General features: G+C 44.8%; 14 protein-coding genes and 2 pseudogenes. 5 read left to right on the forward strand and 11 right to left on the reverse strand.

Annotated elements, in window-relative coordinates; translation table 11 throughout:
* Window positions 1-7 precede the first annotated feature (7 nt).
* Together D0A37_RS03055 and D0A37_RS03060 are read right to left on the reverse strand one after the other, a co-directional pair.
* Complete coding sequence (locus D0A37_RS03055; RefSeq protein WP_242720897.1) at window positions 8-1,057, reverse strand: N-acetyltransferase DgcN family protein; 1,050 nt, start codon at window positions 1,055-1,057, stop codon at window positions 8-10.
* 158 nt (window positions 1,058-1,215) lie between these two features.
* The gene (locus tag D0A37_RS03060) at window positions 1,216-2,295 is read right to left on the reverse strand and encodes a mandelate racemase/muconate lactonizing enzyme family protein (RefSeq protein WP_242720900.1); all 1,080 of its coding nucleotides are present in this window, start codon (window positions 2,293-2,295) and stop codon (window positions 1,216-1,218) included.
* A gap of 310 nt (window positions 2,296-2,605) precedes the next feature.
* On the opposite strand from D0A37_RS03060, the gene D0A37_RS03065 reads away from it, so the two are divergent.
* Both D0A37_RS03065 and ybiA read left to right on the forward strand, forming a co-directional pair.
* Entirely contained in the window at window positions 2,606-3,130 is a 525-nt protein-coding gene (locus D0A37_RS03065; RefSeq protein ID WP_242720903.1) for a DUF8692 domain-containing protein, read from the forward strand.
* 48 nt (window positions 3,131-3,178) lie between these two features.
* Entirely contained in the window at window positions 3,179-3,625 is a 447-nt protein-coding gene (ybiA, locus tag D0A37_RS03070) for a riboflavin biosynthesis intermediates N-glycosidase (RefSeq protein ID WP_242720907.1), read from the forward strand.
* A 453-nt stretch (window positions 3,626-4,078) separates the two neighbouring features.
* Here ybiA and D0A37_RS03075 read toward each other — a convergent pair whose 3' ends face one another.
* Both D0A37_RS03075 and D0A37_RS03080 read right to left on the reverse strand, forming a co-directional pair.
* Window positions 4,079-4,783, reverse strand: a complete 705-nt coding sequence (locus D0A37_RS03075) for a hypothetical protein (RefSeq protein ID WP_242720910.1) — start codon at window positions 4,781-4,783, stop codon at window positions 4,079-4,081.
* A gap of 189 nt (window positions 4,784-4,972) precedes the next feature.
* Window positions 4,973-5,242, reverse strand: coding sequence for a hypothetical protein (locus D0A37_RS03080; protein ID WP_242720914.1), 270 nt, complete (start codon window positions 5,240-5,242; stop codon window positions 4,973-4,975).
* Window positions 5,243-5,575: 333 nt separating this feature from the next.
* On the opposite strand from D0A37_RS03080, the gene D0A37_RS03085 reads away from it, so the two are divergent.
* From D0A37_RS03085 to D0A37_RS03095, 3 genes and pseudogenes are all read left to right on the forward strand, one after another.
* On the forward strand, window positions 5,576-8,746 hold the full coding sequence (locus D0A37_RS03085; RefSeq protein ID WP_242720917.1) for a tetratricopeptide repeat protein: 3,171 nt from the start codon (window positions 5,576-5,578) through the stop codon (window positions 8,744-8,746).
* Window positions 8,747-8,913: 167 nt separating this feature from the next.
* Window positions 8,914-9,630 carry a Uma2 family endonuclease gene (locus D0A37_RS03090; RefSeq protein WP_242720920.1) on the forward strand — a complete coding sequence of 239 codons (717 nt, stop codon included), beginning with the start codon at window positions 8,914-8,916 and terminating at the stop codon, window positions 9,628-9,630.
* 136 nt (window positions 9,631-9,766) lie between these two features.
* Window positions 9,767-11,214 (forward strand): annotated as a pseudogene (locus tag D0A37_RS03095) (16S rRNA (cytosine(967)-C(5))-methyltransferase).
* Between the two features lie 23 nt (window positions 11,215-11,237).
* Here D0A37_RS03095 and D0A37_RS03100 read toward each other — a convergent pair.
* From D0A37_RS03100 to D0A37_RS03125, 7 genes and pseudogenes are all read right to left on the reverse strand, one after another.
* Window positions 11,238-13,841, reverse strand: a complete 2,604-nt coding sequence (locus tag D0A37_RS03100) for a transglycosylase domain-containing protein (RefSeq protein ID WP_242725332.1) — start codon at window positions 13,839-13,841, stop codon at window positions 11,238-11,240.
* Between the two features lie 239 nt (window positions 13,842-14,080).
* A complete protein-coding gene (gene chlG / locus D0A37_RS03105; RefSeq protein WP_242720923.1) occupies window positions 14,081-15,091 on the reverse strand; it encodes a chlorophyll synthase ChlG in 1,011 nt (336 codons plus the stop codon).
* Window positions 15,092-15,468: 377 nt separating this feature from the next.
* A pseudogene (locus D0A37_RS03110) lies at window positions 15,469-15,591 on the reverse strand (DUF29 family protein); the annotation flags it as partial.
* Between the two features lie 71 nt (window positions 15,592-15,662).
* A complete protein-coding gene (locus D0A37_RS03115) occupies window positions 15,663-16,367 on the reverse strand; it encodes a helix-hairpin-helix domain-containing protein (RefSeq protein ID WP_242720928.1) in 705 nt (234 codons plus the stop codon).
* 39 nt (window positions 16,368-16,406) lie between these two features.
* On the reverse strand, window positions 16,407-16,532 hold the full coding sequence (locus D0A37_RS28875) for a hypothetical protein (RefSeq protein WP_278187149.1): 126 nt from the start codon (window positions 16,530-16,532) through the stop codon (window positions 16,407-16,409).
* Between the two features lie 44 nt (window positions 16,533-16,576).
* Complete coding sequence (locus D0A37_RS03120; protein ID WP_242720931.1) at window positions 16,577-16,924, reverse strand: NINE protein; 348 nt, start codon at window positions 16,922-16,924, stop codon at window positions 16,577-16,579.
* Between the two features lie 80 nt (window positions 16,925-17,004).
* Window positions 17,005-17,217 carry a hypothetical protein gene (locus tag D0A37_RS03125; RefSeq protein WP_242720934.1) on the reverse strand — a complete coding sequence of 71 codons (213 nt, stop codon included), beginning with the start codon at window positions 17,215-17,217 and terminating at the stop codon, window positions 17,005-17,007.
* Window positions 17,218-17,266 lie beyond the last annotated feature (49 nt).

A 17,266-nucleotide genomic window follows, 5' to 3' on the forward strand; every position in this document is an offset into this window, starting at 1 on the left:
TAGCATATCAACTGTCGATCGCCTCCCACAAAACCTCCGCGCCAAACCTTACCGCATCGGTACAAGGCAATCCCGTTTCTGCTTGAACTTCAGCTATTGCTAACAGCGCATCTGCCTCATTTAAGTGATGAGTGTTGAGGGCGATCGCGCTCACTTTTCCCCCTGCAAAAGCACCCGCAGCAGCAGCTAACATTTCGTACAATTCGACCACTTTTGATAACCTGGGAATCGATACGTGCGGGTGATTGCGAATGCTAGTTTGTCCGGCTCTGTGGGCTAAAATTAAGTGAGTTGGCTGCGAACCCCGCAACAGCGGCAGAGTCGCCGTCGAACCCGGATGCAATAGCGAACCTTGCCCTTCTACGTGCAGAATATCGCATTCAGAACCCAATTTTATAACCATTTGTTCGACAGCACCAGCCGCAAAATCAACTCGCACTGCATCCAAAGGAATGCCTTCATTTCCAATCATTAAACCCGTTTGACCGGTTGCCAAAAATTGGGAACGCAAACCCCGCTGTAAGCAAATGCGATTGAGTTCCAGACTGGTTGACATTTTGCCAACGCTCATATCTGTGCCGACGGTTAATACGCGGCGACAACTTAATTTAGCAGCAGCAGCAGAGGCGATCGCACCGACAGATTTCGGTTCCTGACGCACGTCCCAAATCCATTGATTTTCGGTTAACGGAACTGTTACCAAAGGTGCAAGTTTCGCGTGCAAACCGTTGACAACTGACAAACCTGCTGCTACCGCTTGATTAATTTCTGGCAGCCATTCCCCAGGCAAAACACCCCCGGAAGGAGCGATACCAATTAGCAGAATATCCGGCGCAAATTGCAGTGCTTCTGCAACGGAAGCAACTATCGGTACTTGTTGAGCAAGGCCAGTTAATTCAGGTAAAGATTGTCCTGCACATTGGCGGTCTATTACTGCCACAATTTGTGCTTCGCTGTAGCGCAAAAATGCTAAACCTGTTTTCCCGGAAGGGCCGAGAATTCCCTCGTGGAACAAGATAGCCACTTTGCCATTTTGGATGGGATAGTTTTTATTCATTGATTCACTGTAAGTAGATGAAGCTTGAAAGTATATAAGCCCTGGACGCACTGAGTGAAACTTTAGCTTTCGCGAGCCGAAGGAAAGCAATCGCAAAGTTTATGATAGCTTGATATTCTGTTACATGGTAAAGTTTATTTACGCCTACCTACTTACTTCTATTCTACAATCTCAACTCGCCGCACTCCCAATCCCGATCGCCCGTTTGGCAGCAAACACCCATTTTCGACGATCGCACCGGTGAAAGGATCGTCTAATAAATTTAAGTGACTGTCCAAATCCAAATAGTCAGCTAGCGGTGAAAGTTGTGCTGCTGCTGTATTTGCGATCGCGCTATCTGAATAGCAGCCGAACATTACTTGCAAGTTGCAGGCTTTTGCTGTGTGAATCATCCGCATAGCTTCTGTCAATCCGCCTGACTTCATCATTTTGATATTGATGCCGTGGACGCAGTGCGCTAACTTGGGTATATCGGAACTATTAAAGCAACTTTCATCAGCAAAAATTGGCAGAGGCGATTGACGGTACAGTTCTGAGAATTCATCCATATCGGCGACGGGTGAAAGCGGCTGTTCGACATAATTTATCTTGTATTTTTCCAGCCAGCGACACATTTCGATCGCGCTGGTCAAACTCCAACCGCCGTTAGCATCTACACTGATTTTAATGTTAGCTGGTGCTTCGTCTAGCACTGCTATTAACATAGCTTTGTCGGCTGCGATTCCTGCGGGATTTCCTAATTTAACTTTGACGGCGCGGTATTTGATGCTTGCTGGATCTGTCGCATCTTTACCAAACCAATCGCGCACTCTTTCTCTTGCACCAGACGGCGAATTAATGCCGATTGTGACCGAGGTGGGGACGATGCGCGATCGATCTAATCCCCACATTTTCCACAGCGGCAAGCCTGCTTTTTTGCCCAGCCAGTCGTGCATTGCCATGTCTATGCCGGCGCGGGCGGCTGAGGGTAACTTGACCTCTGTTAATACTTGTTCGATTTTTTGGCGATCGAACGGAGTAAACTTTTCTAGCAGCGGTGCAACTTCCTGCAATGCAGCTAGCAGAATTTCGGTACTTTGGGGCCGAGAACCTGTGGAAAACGGCGATGCTTCTCCCCAGCCTTCGATGCCTTCGTGTGCTAATTTTACCCATAAATTGGTACTTTGGGCTGTTGTACCGCGGCTGATGGTAAGCGCAAACCGCTTGCGGACAGTGAAGGTTTCAATTTGAAGGTGCATTGTCAGTGATTGGTGATTTTTTGTAGATAAAAATCCGAGGTGGCGGATTGCGCCGCTCTTGCGATTTTTGACTTTTTACTTTATAGTTTGATTTTGCTTGTTCTAGTTTATCAAAAAGTTGATGAAATTCGTGATTTCTGTTTCGCCGAAGAGAGTTGCTTTCTCTCTGAGCATTTGGGGGCTCTTCTTTGCTGTTGCTGGTTGCAGCGTACAAGTTCTGCGGTACGGTTTCAACTATCAAGAACGCTGGATTAGTTTATTTAATTTAAACACATAAATAAATTCTCCTTCGTGGTACTCGTCATTTACTTTGCTGTTTTGCGCGATTTGGCTAGGTATTATTGCTACTGCTAAGAAGAAGCAGGGCGATCGCTATTTTGGGCACTGGAAAGCGCTGGGGTTCATGTTTGTATTTTTTTGTTTAGATGAAATCTTGAGTTTGCACGAAATATTAATTATTAACGACTTGCGAAAAGCACTGCATTTAGGAGGATTTTTTTACTTCATTTGGGTAATTCCGGGGGCGCTTTTTGTTGTGGTTACTGGGCTGGCTTATCTCAAGTTTCTCCTGCACCTACCCCGGAAAACAAGGGATTGTTTTTTACTGGCAGGCAGTATATATGTCGGTGGAGCACTTGGCATGGAAATGGTTACTGGCTATTATGCAGATGCGGTAGGTCAGCGAAACTTGATGTACGGTTTGATGACTTCTATTGAGGAAATTATGGAAATGGTAGGGGTGATCGTATTTATTTACGCCCTGCTGTCTTACATCGGTGCCTATCTTGAAAATATTGATTTGCGGTTGAAGATAGTGGAGAATCAAGATAGGTAAAGCTGACGATGTGCCAAGATTATTAGGGCGGTTGAAATCGAAGACATTATGACTATCTACTTTTACAGCACTCGCAGCGAATACGGCTGTTTTTCTAACTTTTCCTCTCACGGATTTGAGTTAGACGGAGAATATTGGGCCACTACAGAACATTATTTTCAAGCACAAAAGTTTCCCAAAACGGCTCATTGCGACCAAATTCGCCAAGCAAAAACGCCGAAAGATGCCGCAAAAATGGGGCGCGATCGCTCTCGTCCCCTCCGCAAAGATTGGGAAGAAGTAAAAGATGATATCATGGGAAAAGCCGTACTCCGCAAATTTGAAACTCATCCCGAAATTAGAGAAATTTTACTAGCTACTGGCGATGAGGAAATAGTCGAAAATTCCCCTATTGATTACTATTGGGGTTGCGGTAAAGATGGCAGCGGCAAAAATATGTTGGGCCAGATTTTAATGGAAGTAAGGGAAATATTGCGAAAACGCACGTCAGAGTAAAACAGAACTTAAATTTCCCAAACTAAAGCAGGACTTATTTAATCCTAAGTCCTGCAATGCTCCTAAGCGAGCATTTCCTCAACTTTTTTAAACACTGAACTCAAAAATCGGTCTGAGCAACTGTCAAAACCTGTGCCAATCTCGTCAGGCTGTTCTAGTAGAGGGTTTAGCCTCTCCTCAGAGACTGCGAAGCAGGGGAAACGGTAAAAACCCTGCACCACTTTTTTTGTTTTAACAACTACTCTCAACCGGAATTAACTTTTATGGTCGCAAGTACAGCTTTGTTAGCCAGTCGCCTCCCGGACACCGTTCCCCTGAGGTTGGCGATTCACAGGTAAAACAGCAAAACACCTGTTCTGGTTAAAGTTTGTTTTTTATTTATGCTGTATCTTTCTATTGTGTACGATTTGTGGAAAGTGTCAGCACTCCTACAGAATTCTTTACATTTGTGATTTATTTGGAGACAATCGCGCCACTCTGCCGCAGTTGCTGTTGAATTCTATTAAATTCTTTCTGTTCTGCGTTTAGCAAAGTATTGTCGATCGGCGATCGCATATCCCATTGCAATTCGGACAATAACAACAAACAGCCAGCCATAATTATTCCTGTGGTTAGATATTGCCAAGGTGCAACAAAACTTAATAGAGGGATGCTAAATAAATGAGTTAGTCCAATCAGGAGAAAAGTGCGCGATCGCAAACCTAATCCCGTCAACAAATAGCCGATCGCGCTCAACCCCAACCACAAATCGCAAAGGTGCAGCAACAAACTTCCCCAACCGGCAAAAATACTGCAATCGGTCAGAACCAAACCAGTTATCATCAAAATCGCCCAACAGTAAAGAATCCAGCTAACTCGCTCGACTCTTACCCAAAACAAAGTCAAAACGGCCATTGCCACAGTGCCAATTAGAGTCAAAGTTGACCACAGAATCGCCTGAAAGCTCCAACTGATGGGGAAAAACTGAGCCGTAAAAAAAATCCCCCCTGTCACCAAACCCCAAAGCAGAAAAGTTTGGTCGATGCGGGTATAAAATCCTGAGAAAAGAGTAATATTTCCAATTTGCCAGCGGAGTTGCAACAGGCCTGCGCGGTCTTGTACGTCGAGATGTTCCTGTTTGCAGCGGATTAGGGGTTCGGAGGCGTTGAAAAAGGTCATCCAGTGTTGGGGAAAGTATGAAGTTTTGTGTATTCTAACAAGTCTTAAGGAATATTTTTCAGATTTTTTCTTGTTCCCCGGCTCAGCCTGAGGAGGTAGATTTGGAGGCTCTGCTTGCTGTTTTCCTCAGCGACCGAAGAGGCTGAAGGCTGCGTTAAACTTAAACTAACGCAGCCTTGAGGTTTGAGTTCAAGCAAGTCTCCAATTCTTATCTTTTGGAGAATAAATGAAGGCAACATTCACAAGAATTGAGCCATCTTTTTTGCCTGTAGAGTAAATTTGCCACGTACCTGTGGGAACCTGCCGCAGATACGGTTTATTTTTCTTTAGCCGATCGTAGATTGAGCTTTTTGAGCGTTGTACTAATTCGGCGGCACGTTCAACAGTGCAGCCAATTTCCACCGAAACTGCGATCGGCTGGGTGAACAGATTGAGCTGTTCGCTGTTATAATTAGTCATGAGAAATCCTGGGTCTATATAGACCATAAACAACATAAGAGTGCTACTGGTTGCAGCCAGTGGCTCCCGAAAACTGATAAGCGATCGAAAGCGTCTCTAGTACCACCTAGGGGCGCTTGTTTGCTTGTTAAGGCAGTCTAACACTGCTTTTTAAAATTTACAACAAAATCACCTATATTTTCTTCTATGTGTACAACAAAAACAACGTATATTGTGCAAACGTATGGTAGAATTAGACGTATAAAGTTTAAAAACCTTGTCTAACAAGCATTTCATGGAAAACGAATCCACCAAAATTTCTCGTTCCCAGTTACTATCGAGGGGGTTGACAGTATGAAAAGTACACTTGTCTCTCGCTTCACGCCCAGTCTGATGAAGCACGAAGATTTAGAGGAGATGTTGGTGCAGCGTCACGATTTGGCAAACGAGCTAGTCGAGTCAATCCGTTTGAGCATCCTTAAGCCGATCAAGCAGCATCACCTATTGATTGGGATGCGAGGTATTGGGAAGACGCACTTAGTCTCGCTAATGTATCACCGCGTTTCCAAAATGGAGGATTTGCGGGAAAAAGTGCTGATTGCTTGGTTGCGGGAGGAAGAGTGGGGCGTCACGTCGTTTCTCGATTTGCTCCTGCGAATTTTGCGATCGCTCCAACGAGAATATCCGGCCGAATACAATGCTAAATTGTTCGATCGGGTAGAATCGCTTTACGGTGAATCGCCCGATACCGCTCAACAGATAGCAGCAGAATTGCTGAAGGATTTTGTGGGCGATCGCACTCTGCTTTTACTTGTAGAAAATTTGGATGACTTGTTTGAAGGGTTGGGCGACAGCGGGCAGCAGCAATTCCGAGACTATTTAGAAACTTATCATTTCTGTACGATTTTCGCGACATCTCAGCATTTATTCAAAGGAATCGAGCATAAAAAAGCCCCATTCTACGACTTCTTCAATCGCCACTATTTAGAAAAGCTACATTTAGAGCAAGTTGTCTGCTTATTGAAAAATATCGCTAAATTAGAGGACAACAAAGAACTAGAGTTATTCATAGAAACACCAAAGGGACGTTCTCGAATTGAAGCAATCCATCACTTGGCTGGCGGCAACCACCGCGTTTATATGATTTTTGCGGAATTTTTGACTCGCGACTCGCTCGATCGACTGGTGAAACCGTTTTTGCAAACCCTAGATGAACTGACGCCGTACTATCAGGCGCGGATGGCGTGGCTTTCGCCACAGCAAAGAAAGATAGTTGAATTTTTGTGCGATCGGCGCGGGGCTGTCATGGTTAAAGAGATTGCCCAACGCTGTTTTATGACGCATCAGACAGCATCCAGCCAACTTAAACAACTGTCGGGAATGGGTTATGTGACGAGCGAATCGATCGGGCGCGAGTCGTATTATGAACTTCAAGAAGTGCTGATGCGCTTTTGCATGGATGTGAAAAAGCATCGGGGCGAGCCCATTAGTTTAATTGTGGATTTTTTGCGGCTGTGGTACACGCAAGAAGAGTTGAAACAACGATTGGATCGCTTGGGAGTAAGATTGATTCCGATCGGGAAAGAGCTAGTTGATAATATATGGGAAAAAACTCAGTTGAAGTATCAGCTAAGTCTGGAAACACTACCGCCTAATGCTGTCGTCGAGCGAGAATATCTGCTGCGTGCGCTTGGGCCAAGGGAAACAGATGATTGTGAAGACTCTCGCGTGGCAGCTTGCGTGCAGGAAATTGAAAATTGCAAAGAGAAGAAAGACTATGTTTCGGCTTTGAATCTAGCAAACAAACTGGTGGCCATTCGCGGTAAGGCACGGGATTGGTTAGAAAAAGGACGTTGCTTGGACAATCTCGAACGCTATGATGAAGCATTAGAATCCTTTGATATGGCGATCGCACTTGATGACAATGATAAGTTAGCTTGGCGTATACGAGGTGGTTTACTCAACAACCTCAAACGCTACGATGAAGCTTTATCATCTTTTGATCGAGCGATTGCACTAGACGACAATGATAGGTCGGCTTCGGTTTTACGAGCCAATGTGCTTTACCACCTCAAACGCTATGAAGAAGCTTTAGCATCTTTCGATAAGGCGATAGAACTTGGTGCCAATTATCAGTTTGTTTGGGCTTTACGAGGCAATGTGCTTTACGGCCTCAAACGCTATGAAGAAGCTTTAGAATCTTTCAATAAGGCGATCGAACTTGACAACAATTATATGTGGGCTTGGGGTTTACGAGGCATTGTACTCAACAGCCTCGATCGCTACGATGAAGCTTTAGTATCTTTCGATCGGGCGATAGAACTTAATGCCAATTATCAATCTGTTTGGGCTTTACGAAGCTATGTACTCGATAACCTCAAACGCTATGACGAAGCTTTAGTATCTTTCGATCGAGCGATCGAACTTGGTGCCAATTATCAGGAGATTTGGGTTGGAGGAGGCAATGTCCTCTACAATCTCAAACGCTATGAAGAAGCTTTAGCATCTTACGATCGGGCGCTCGAACTTGACCCAAACGATAAGTTAGCTTGGTATATGCGAGCCGATGTACTCAATAATCTCGAACGCTATGAAGAAGCTTTAGTATCTTTCGATCGGGCGCTCGGACTTGATAGTAATTATCCGCAGGATTGGATTAAGCGAGGAAATATACTCAAATACCTCGACCGCTATGAAGAAGCTTTAGAATCTTACGATCGGGCGCTCAAACTTGATGCCAATTATCAAGGGGGTTGGCTTTTACGAGGCGATTTCCTCCACTACCTCAAACATTATGAAAAAGCCTTAGAATCTTACGATAGGGCAATCGAACTTGACGACAACGATTCGTTAACTTGGGCTACGCGAGGCGATATACTAAAAGACCTCAAACGCTATGAAGAAGCTTTAGTATCTTACGACAGGGCGATCAAACTTGACGACAACGATCGCTTAACTTGGGTTTCCCGAGGCGATGTACTCAACAACCTCCAACGTTATGAAGAAGCTTTAGTATCTTTTGATCGCGCCCTCACACTTGGGCCAGATTTATATGCCTTCAACCGCGCTATCCCCATTCTCGGATTGAATCGTTGGGACGAAGGTATCGCCGCCTTAGATGACGCCTTTCAAAGCGTTGAATCTGACGATGAATCTGATGCACACGAGGCCGAATTAATTATCAATAACCTCTTCGCCAACAAGGATGCAGCAATATGGAAACCTCGCATTGCCAGCCTAATTCCAGTTTACGAGAAACACGAATATCTCTCAATATTAGGACAGGGAATTGTGCGAAATATCCCCGCGCTAATGTCAGAAATGGTGAGTGACAAAGCCGCACGCACTTGGTTAGAATTGTGGCAAGAACTAACCAGCAACTACAAACAATTCCAAATTCCCATCCGCCTGCTGAATGCGGCAGTCCGCTATAAGGAAACAAAGGGGGACAGACGAGTTTTGCTAGAACTTCCCATAGAAGAACGCAATTTATTAGAACCCTTGGTGTCAACCAAACCCGAATAAGTAAAACAGGACTTACGCACTCCGACAAAGAAACCGGGTTTTTTACCTAATCTTCGAGTACGAACGAAGTAATTTCGTAAAAAAACCCTGTTTCTGGGCCCCGTGCGTAAGTCTTATAAAATAGGTATAAAATAGAAATTGATGCTACTAGCAATGGAGTCATCCCCATGACAGCCACAATTCCCACTCAAAATTTGCCAGAAATCATCTACCCAGACAGCGACGGAAAACCCATGTCTGACAATACCAAACAGTTCCAATTAATAGTAAAAATTCAAGGCGGAATAGATGCCTTATTCAAAGACAACGAAAATGTCTTTGTAGCAGGTGATTTGCTGTGGTATCCCGTCGAAGGAGATAATAAAACTCGCCAAGCACCTGATAAAATGGTAGTCTTTGGCAGACCCAAAGGTGACAGAGGTTCCTACCAACAGTGGCTTGAAGATAATATTGCGCCGCAAGTTGTCTTTGAAATAATATCGCCGGGAAACCGCATGACAGCAATGTTTAAGCTTTTTAAGTTTTATGAAAATTATGGAGTCGAAGAATGTTATTTCTACGATTTAAAGGATAATGAGTTAATAGGTTGGGTGCGAAGTGACGGACAACTCAACTATATTGAATCAATGGAGGGTTGGGTAAGTCCGCGTTTGCAGATCCGTTTTCAAACTGCATCGGGAGACTTGGAAATTTATCGGCCTGATGGACAGAAGTTTTTGTCTTATGTGGAGTTGTCAAGACAACAAGAATCAGCACAGCGACAAATGGAACTAACACAGCAACAAATGGAACAAGAACGGCAAGATAAAGAGTTAGCACAGCAAAAAGCCGATCGCCTATCGGACAAATTGCGAGAAATGGGGATAAATCCAGAGGAAATTTGAAACTTTTAGAGACCAGCGGCGGTTTCAACCGCCAGGTTTCTTCACCCAGCGAAGGCGAGTTTTGTCTGTGTAGACGCGGTTTCAACCGTCGGGTATTTGAATCACCTATAATAACTTGACATATCAACCATTCCCCATGCAAAATCCCCGCCAAATAGCCTTTCTCGCACTCCGCGAAGTCCACCGCCGCGGTGCATTCGCAGATGCCGCACTCGATCGCGCTTTCAGCAATTCTCAACTCAACGACCTCGATCGGCGTTTAGTGACAGAATTAGTTTACGGTAGCGTCAGGAGAATGCGATCGATCGACTTCATCATCGACAAACTAGCAACAAAGAAATCCTCCCAACAACCGCCCGAACTCCGCACCATCTTACATTTAGGCTTATATCAACTCGAATATCTCAACCAGATTCCCCCCTCCGCCGCCGTCAACACCACCGTTCAACTAGCAAAAGAAAACGGATTTTCAGGGCTCAGCAGTTTTGTCAACGGTTTGTTGCGACAGTATACCCGTTTAACCCCCCCAACCCCCCCTTACCAAGGGGGGGCTAAGAGTCTTCCTAATTCCCCTCAGCAAACAGAGACTAAAACTACCTCTAACTCCCCCCCTTACCAAGGGGGGGCTGGGGGGGTTTGAATTCCCTAAAATTACCCGAAAACCCAGTCCAACGCTTAGGAATTATCCACAGCTTCCCCGACTGGCTAATAGAATTGTGGAGCGAACAAATAGGCGAAACCGAAACCGAACAACTCTGTGAATGGTTCAACCAATCCCCCACAATTGATCTAAGAATCAATCCTTTAAAAAGCTCGATCGCCCAAATTGAAACTGCCTTCAAATCCCACAACATCTCAACTAGCAGAATCCCCAACTTGCCACAAGCATTAAGACTAAATGGCAGCATCGGCGCTATTCAAAACCTCCCCGGATATAGCGAAGGTTGGTGGACAATCCAAGACAGCAGCGCTCAATTAGTCACCCATTTACTAGCGCCCCAGCCAGGGGAAACCATTATCGACGCCTGCGCCGCACCGGGGGGAAAAACCACCCACAGCGCCGAATTAATGGAGGATGAAGGCACAATTTATGCCTGCGACAAAACCGCCAGCAGACTCAACAAACTTAAAGAAAATGCAGACAGACTCCAGATGAAATCGATTAAAATTCATACCGGAGACAGCCGCCATTTCCCAGAGTTTGTTAACCTCGCAGACAGAGTTTTACTAGACGCACCTTGTTCTGGCCTCGGAACCCTCCACCGCCGCGCCGACGCCCGCTGGCGACACACGCCGGAAAACATTCAAACACAATCCCAACTGCAATCGGAATTGCTAGCAAATGCAGCGACATTTGTCAAGCCGGGCGGCGTATTAGTTTACGCAACTTGCACGATTCATCCCTTGGAAAATGAAACAGTTATTCGATCGTTCTTAGACAGCAATCCTCACTGGCAAATCGAACCGCCAACAATTGATTTACCCGTACAGCCATCACCCGAAGGATGGGTGAAAGTGTGGCCGCACAGACATCACATGGACGGCTTTTTTATGGTGAGGCTAAAGCAATTGAAAAAAAACTAAAGTCCTTACTAGCAACCGATAGTTTAATATCCCGGTTCTTCATAAGCAGGCTCTTGATAAGCAGGCTCTTGATAAGCAGGCTCTTGATAAGCAGGTTCTTGCCACTCGCGATACCGGGGTTGAGGATTAGGATTGTAAGGAACGATCGCCCCATCCTCATTCACAATCATCCCCCGAATAATCCTCTTAGGCTGCACCGGTTTAGCTTTAATACTGCCCTTGCGGCCCTCCAACTCCGGCAACTTCGGAAACTTCTCTACCGGCATTCCCTTAACAGCTTGACTCATAAAATCGCGCCAATTGTAGGCCGCCGTACCGCTAGTTCCCCAAGTGGGATAATTATCATCATTCCCCAGCCAAACCCCAGTCACAACCTGTGGAATGTAACCAATAAACCACAAATCCCGCACGTTTTCCGAAGTACCAGTTTTGCCGGCTACAGCGCGATCATTTAAAGCAGCAGGCCCCCCCGTACCGTCTTGGACAACGCCCTCCAACATCCAAGTAGTAATCGCAGCACTATCCTTATCCAAAACCCGCTTCGGTTTAAATTTAGCCTGATAAATCACATCTCCCCGCTGATTAATCACCCGCTTAATTCCGTGGGCTTCAATAAAATTCCCTTGCGAGGCTAAAGTACCGTAAGCATTGGTTAACTCCAGCAAATTCACCTCCGAAGAACCCAAAGCCAGGGAATAAATCGGACTCAATTTCGTTTTAATTCCCATATCGTTGGCTAATTTGATCGCCGGTTCAAAGCCCACATCCATCAACACCTTCACAGCTACGACATTCACCGAACGCGTCAAAGCATCAGACATCGATCGCCAACCGCTAAATTTTTTGCCATAATTATTCGGTTGATAGCCGTCGATAATAATTGGTTCGTCTTCGTAACCGTCATAGGGAGAAAAACCAGCCGCCATCGCCGCGGCATAAATTAACCCTTTAAACGTCGATCCGGGCTGCCGCAAAGCCTGCGTAGCACGATTAAACTGACTTTCTTTATAACTTCCACCTCCTACCAGGGCCTTAACTTCCCCAGTCTTAGTGTCCATAGAAACTAAAGCTGCCTGTTCAAAACCCTGACGGCGGCCATCAACTTCGATCGCATTTTTAACCACCTGTTCCGCTATTTTCTGCCACTTCAAATCCACCGTCGTCTCCACAGTCAAACCGCCAGCTTCCAAAGCATCCTGAGAAACATAGCGTGGCAATTCCCTCCGAACGTAACTAGCAAAATAAGGTGCGACTACTTTAAATCGCTTCGGCGGACTTGGTTTAACGGCGATAGGTTCCGCCATCGCCGCCCTCGCCTCAGCCTCTGTAATTACCTTCGTTTGCTGCATTTGTTGCAGCACAAGATTGCGGCGTTTCTTAGCAATATTCGGATTAACCAAAGGCGAATATTCGCTTGGCGCCGGCGGCAAACCCGCCAAAGTTGCCATCTCTGCCAAAGTTAATTTATCGACTGTTTTGCTAAAGAAAACCAAAGCCGCATCCGCCACTCCGTAGGCATCCGAACCCAAATAAACCAGATTTAAATATCTTTCTAAAACTTGCTCTTTACTCAACTCCCGCTCTATTTTCTGAGCTAAAAGAGCTTCCCGAACCTTCCGCCTAATACTTCTTTCCTGATTAAGAAAAACAACGCGAGCCAATTGTTGGGTAATCGTACTGCCACCCTGCACTAAATCTCTTTCTATCAAATTAGAAACAATCGATCGCACAATACCTTGATAATCCACCCCGCGATGTTGGTAAAAACGGCGGTCTTCTATGGCAATAAAAGCTTTAACCAACAGTTCGGGAATTTCTTTAAGTTTCAGTTTATCTCTAGTTGCAGGCCCCGACTGCAACAAAATCGTATTATCTGATGCCTTAATTGTCAGCGTTCCGTCGCGGTTAAAGGCTGACAAATCGTTAACATCCGGCAAACCTTTGTCTAAGGTGTACAAAATCCATAAACCGTAGATTAAAGCGCCCCCGCCTATACTGGCAACACCTAAACTTATCCAAAATCTAGGACGGCGGGGGATACGTTTTTTAGTATTTTCCTGCGGTGCGGTATTTTCCTGCGGTGTGCTAATTTCCTGCGGTGGGCTAATTTCCTGTAGTTCCGTATGTCTCTGCAGTTCGGTGTTCTGCGATGCCCTCTTTTCCGGCAATTTGCTACTATCGGATTTTTGGGGTGATTTATTTCCCCGCACAATTAATCCCGGCCGCAACAATTCTTTTCCCTTGGCTTGCAAGCTGGTAACTTGAGGTTCAATTTCCAACCAAGCGATTAAGCGCTTCAACCCTTCCCAATCGCGCTTGACTATTGGATATCGAGCATATTCTGGCTCTAAATATTCTGAGTCTAAATATTCTGAGTCTAAATATTCTGACTCTAAATATTCCGACTCTTCTAGAGGTGCAGCATCTTCTGATACCACATACTCGGATCGCTCATCCCTTATGCGTGTAGGAAATTCCGCCTCCGGTTCCGGCAAGTTGAGCTTATTGCCCTTCGCAGCCTTGGGCGGTTCTCGATCGGAATTACCGCTTATTGCGTTAGTGACTTTGCTCAATGTATCTTTGATATTTGAGAAAAATTCTGCCACGTTCAGACCTTCAAACCTCATCAAGTCCGATTAAAAATTAAAAATTAAAAAAGCTAGCTTTCTTAAATTCTTAATTTTTAATTCGACATTTTTTCTTGAATAACACGCTGCCTTGAATTAAGTTTTTTGAATTAAAAACTTTTTAATTCACCACTCAAAATTCAAAACTTTTCTTAACGCTGCAGAGCTTGGTATTTTTTTGAGAAGTGAATTAGATTTTTGGAATTCAAAATTTTTTAACTCAAACCTCAAAACTCTGCTTAACTCGCATGACCCAGTGCCAAGGCTGCTACCAGCATACCCAAAACCAGGAAAGGCTGAGCACTTGCCTGATATTTAACATCATTTTCCAGGGGATTACGCAAAAAGTACATATCCTGAAAAGTAATTTGGGGAATTATCAGCAGCAGCAGAATGACAGCGTAAAGGTTTTGGTGGATGCTGATCAGGTAGCCTGCAATCCCAGCTTGAAAGATGTCGATCATCAACACGCAAATCCAAGCTGCAGTAGTGATGCCAAACATCACTGGCAAAGATTTTAACCCTAATTGCCGATCGCCTTCGACACTTTTGAAATCATTGACGATCGCAATTCCCAGCCCAGCCAAACTGTAAAACAGGGTCAAAATCATAATGGTAGGATCTAGTGTACCAAACAAAGCTTGACCAGCCCACCAAGGCAGGGCAATGTAACTAGCACCCAAGGCATAATTTCCCAACCAGCCATTCTGCTTGAGTTTCAGCGGGGGCGCAGAGTAGATATAAGCTAGAAACGCGCCACCGAGAGTCAAAACAGTCATTATCGGGAATTCATGACCCGCCCACAAGTCTAGAGCATAAGCCACCCCAATGCCAGCGGCCAATAATACCAAAATTTGCGTTACTACTTGGGGAATCGAGATAATCCCGGAGGGAATTGGACGGTAGGGCTCGTTAATGGCGTCGATGTCGCGATCGTAAAAATCGTTCAAAGTTTGAGTGTACCCTGCCAGCAACGGCCCTGACATCAACATACAAGCTGCTGCGATCAAGACATTCTCTAGGTTCCAAACATAGTTTCCAGAAGAAGCCGCCCCGCACACCACGCCCCAAATTAGGGGAATCCAGGTAATCGGTTTCATCAATTGCAAGCGAATCTTCCAGATTGAAGTTTCTCCGCTAGCGGCCCCTTTCATGCCCAACAGTTGCCTAGTTTTGGCACTGCGGTTTTCGGTAGCAGCATTTTCCGGTGCTGCTTCTGGGGAGATTTGGGATGGAGGAGAGTCAGACATAATTTGATGTTAGCGGTACTGCTACTATTGTGTCGTTTTGCATTTCAATAATAATTCAGATAGCTTACCACTGATATTTAAGGCAGATTCTTGAAAACTTACCCTGGCTTGGAGTTGATGCTAAGGAAAAGTAGGAGTTTCACAATATATTGAAATATCATTTTTTTGTGTAAATGTCAAGAGGATAAATACTTTTTTTATAATTTCGCTGAGCCCGCCTTCTGGGGGTGATTTTTGCCAGTCGGTGCATTTAATGTCAATTACCAGGAGGCGATCGAGCTTTTTGGCCATGCTACCGTTGAATCATCTCATCTGGCAGAAAGTCAATCGATTTTAGATTTTAGATTTTAGATTTTAGAGATGCTACCGCTTCTTTAATCGGGTTGAAAGTGCCACTTGAGCAAGTTTGGGAGAATTATCACCAGACTACTCTCTAAACTCCGGCGTTCACTTCGCCCCAGGTCTTCTATTTCTTCAATCAGATTTTCCCAGTAGATGTTTTAATAGTCGCGAACCCGCAACTTTTCCACAGATTTTTTTGCCATAAGCTGTTCGTGGTAACAACTGCAAATTAACAAATATGGCGGTATGAATCAAAAGGCAGTCCCGTCCGCCGCTTGACTTCGACAACTGATTTGTAAGCGCCTTTTCTCTGCCTTTCTCTAACTATTTGTTCCGCCACAGCCCGATCTAAACCACTGGCGATTAACTCTTCCGGCGAAAGAATATTTAACCGTTTCCAAGTAAACTGCGCTTCTTGTTGATAATTGTAGCTGAAGCAAATCATCGGGGCGATTCGTCTGACGTGACTTTCGGGAACTCCGGCTATTTGTGATAACTCTTCGGCGTGGGTGAAAATGTAGCCTTCGTTTTGCAAAGATTCAATATCGTTGGCGTAGACGATCGGCAAACCCAAGATTCTGACCATATCGTCTTTGGTACACTCATTAATATCTATTTTGCCGCGCACGTTTGCCAGTTCTTCGGCATTTGTCGCCGTTGCCGGAACCAGTATACCTCTGGGTGCGGTTTTGATGAGATAGCGTTTTTTCAAATTAAAAGCAGTGACAATTTGAGCAATCCACACGATCGTACCCAAATTAGCTGAAGAAGATACCGCTAGTGCTGCTAAAGTAATTGCAACACCCCATCCCATCCAACTGCGAATATTTGACTTTTGGCCTGCATAGGCGATCGCCAATCCGCCGAAGTAGGGAATAAAAGCATACCACACCCAGTTTGGAGTTTGACGCAGCCAGTATAAATCTTGAGACACTTTAATTTTATCCTTAAATAGCTGTGATCTCACACTTTCTTACTTCACTCCCACTTTTTTAATAGTGGGCTTCCTTCTTCCTTCTTCCTTCTTCCTTCTTCCTTCTTCCTGACATCCGTTACATCCGTTACATAATCCGTTGCCGAACTTCCTTCTTCCTGACATCCGTTACATCCGTTACATAATCCGTTGCCGAACTTCCTTCTTAATTACAATTCTCGCAACAGTTTTTGGCGTTTTTCTTCATATTCTTCGGCCGTAATTGCGCCCATATCGTAAAGTTTTTTCAAGTCGCCGATCGCCCCTGTTACATCTTTTGCCGCTCTGAGGGCATATCCAGACGGCAACATTCCGCCATTGTACTGTACCTGAAAAACTTGTTCCGACATCAGCAGTAGGCCGATAAAATCGAAAAATGCGATCACTGACGGAATTAATGTCCAAGAAAATAGCAAGTATAATACCCCTGCTAAGTTATTGCCCAAATAAAATTTGTGAACTCCGAAACCTCCCACAAAGAAAGCTAACGCAACTGCTACGCTTTTATCTTTTACCATTTTTACTTTCCCCAGTTTTTTATTTTAACTTCCGCGATCGACCTTTAACGACCGACATAAGTAATCTTACTAATTTTTACTCATTTATTTGGGTTTTTGCGAAACTTAGACATCGCAAAATACAGCAGAACTATACCGGCTTGAGCTTGTAGAATCACCAAGTAGCCTCTCAAGAAATAATTGAGTTCGCTACCTGAATTGAGAGAAAATATTAAAAGGCCCAAGGCTGCGTAGGGTGCGAAACGCATCCAACTCGGCGTTCCCTCTAAGTTGCGGCTGTTCAAATTGCTCATGGGTTTAAGCCTCATCCTAAATTAAAATTTAGCTATAAATTAGCCGGAT

Origin of the sequence: Microcoleus vaginatus HSN003 (assembly GCF_022701255.1) — a bacterium.
GTDB lineage: Bacteria > Cyanobacteriota > Cyanobacteriia > Cyanobacteriales > Microcoleaceae > Microcoleus > Microcoleus vaginatus_B.

What these genes read in the sequence shown, in the direction of transcription:
- D0A37_RS28875 (WP_278187149.1), bottom strand. Translation starts at nt 16,532, where the DNA reads ATGTCAGGAAGAAGGAAGTTCGGCAACGGATTATGTAACGGATGTAAC.
- D0A37_RS03060 (WP_242720900.1), bottom strand. Translation starts at nt 2,295, where the DNA reads ATGCACCTTCAAATTGAAACCTTCACTGTCCGCAAGCGGTTTGCGCTT.
- D0A37_RS03100 (WP_242725332.1), bottom strand. Translation starts at nt 13,841, where the DNA reads ATGAGGTTTGAAGGTCTGAACGTGGCAGAATTTTTCTCAAATATCAAA.
- D0A37_RS03120 (WP_242720931.1), bottom strand. Translation starts at nt 16,924, where the DNA reads ATGGTAAAAGATAAAAGCGTAGCAGTTGCGTTAGCTTTCTTTGTGGGA.
- D0A37_RS03055 (WP_242720897.1), bottom strand. Translation starts at nt 1,057, where the DNA reads ATGAATAAAAACTATCCCATCCAAAATGGCAAAGTGGCTATCTTGTTC.
- ybiA (WP_242720907.1), top strand. Translation starts at nt 3,179, where the DNA reads ATGACTATCTACTTTTACAGCACTCGCAGCGAATACGGCTGTTTTTCT.
- D0A37_RS03090 (WP_242720920.1), top strand. Translation starts at nt 8,914, where the DNA reads ATGACAGCCACAATTCCCACTCAAAATTTGCCAGAAATCATCTACCCA.
- D0A37_RS03080 (WP_242720914.1), bottom strand. Translation starts at nt 5,242, where the DNA reads ATGACTAATTATAACAGCGAACAGCTCAATCTGTTCACCCAGCCGATC.
- D0A37_RS03085 (WP_242720917.1), top strand. Translation starts at nt 5,576, where the DNA reads ATGAAAAGTACACTTGTCTCTCGCTTCACGCCCAGTCTGATGAAGCAC.
- D0A37_RS03125 (WP_242720934.1), bottom strand. Translation starts at nt 17,217, where the DNA reads ATGAGCAATTTGAACAGCCGCAACTTAGAGGGAACGCCGAGTTGGATG.
- D0A37_RS03075 (WP_242720910.1), bottom strand. Translation starts at nt 4,783, where the DNA reads ATGACCTTTTTCAACGCCTCCGAACCCCTAATCCGCTGCAAACAGGAA.
- chlG (WP_242720923.1), bottom strand. Translation starts at nt 15,091, where the DNA reads ATGTCTGACTCTCCTCCATCCCAAATCTCCCCAGAAGCAGCACCGGAA.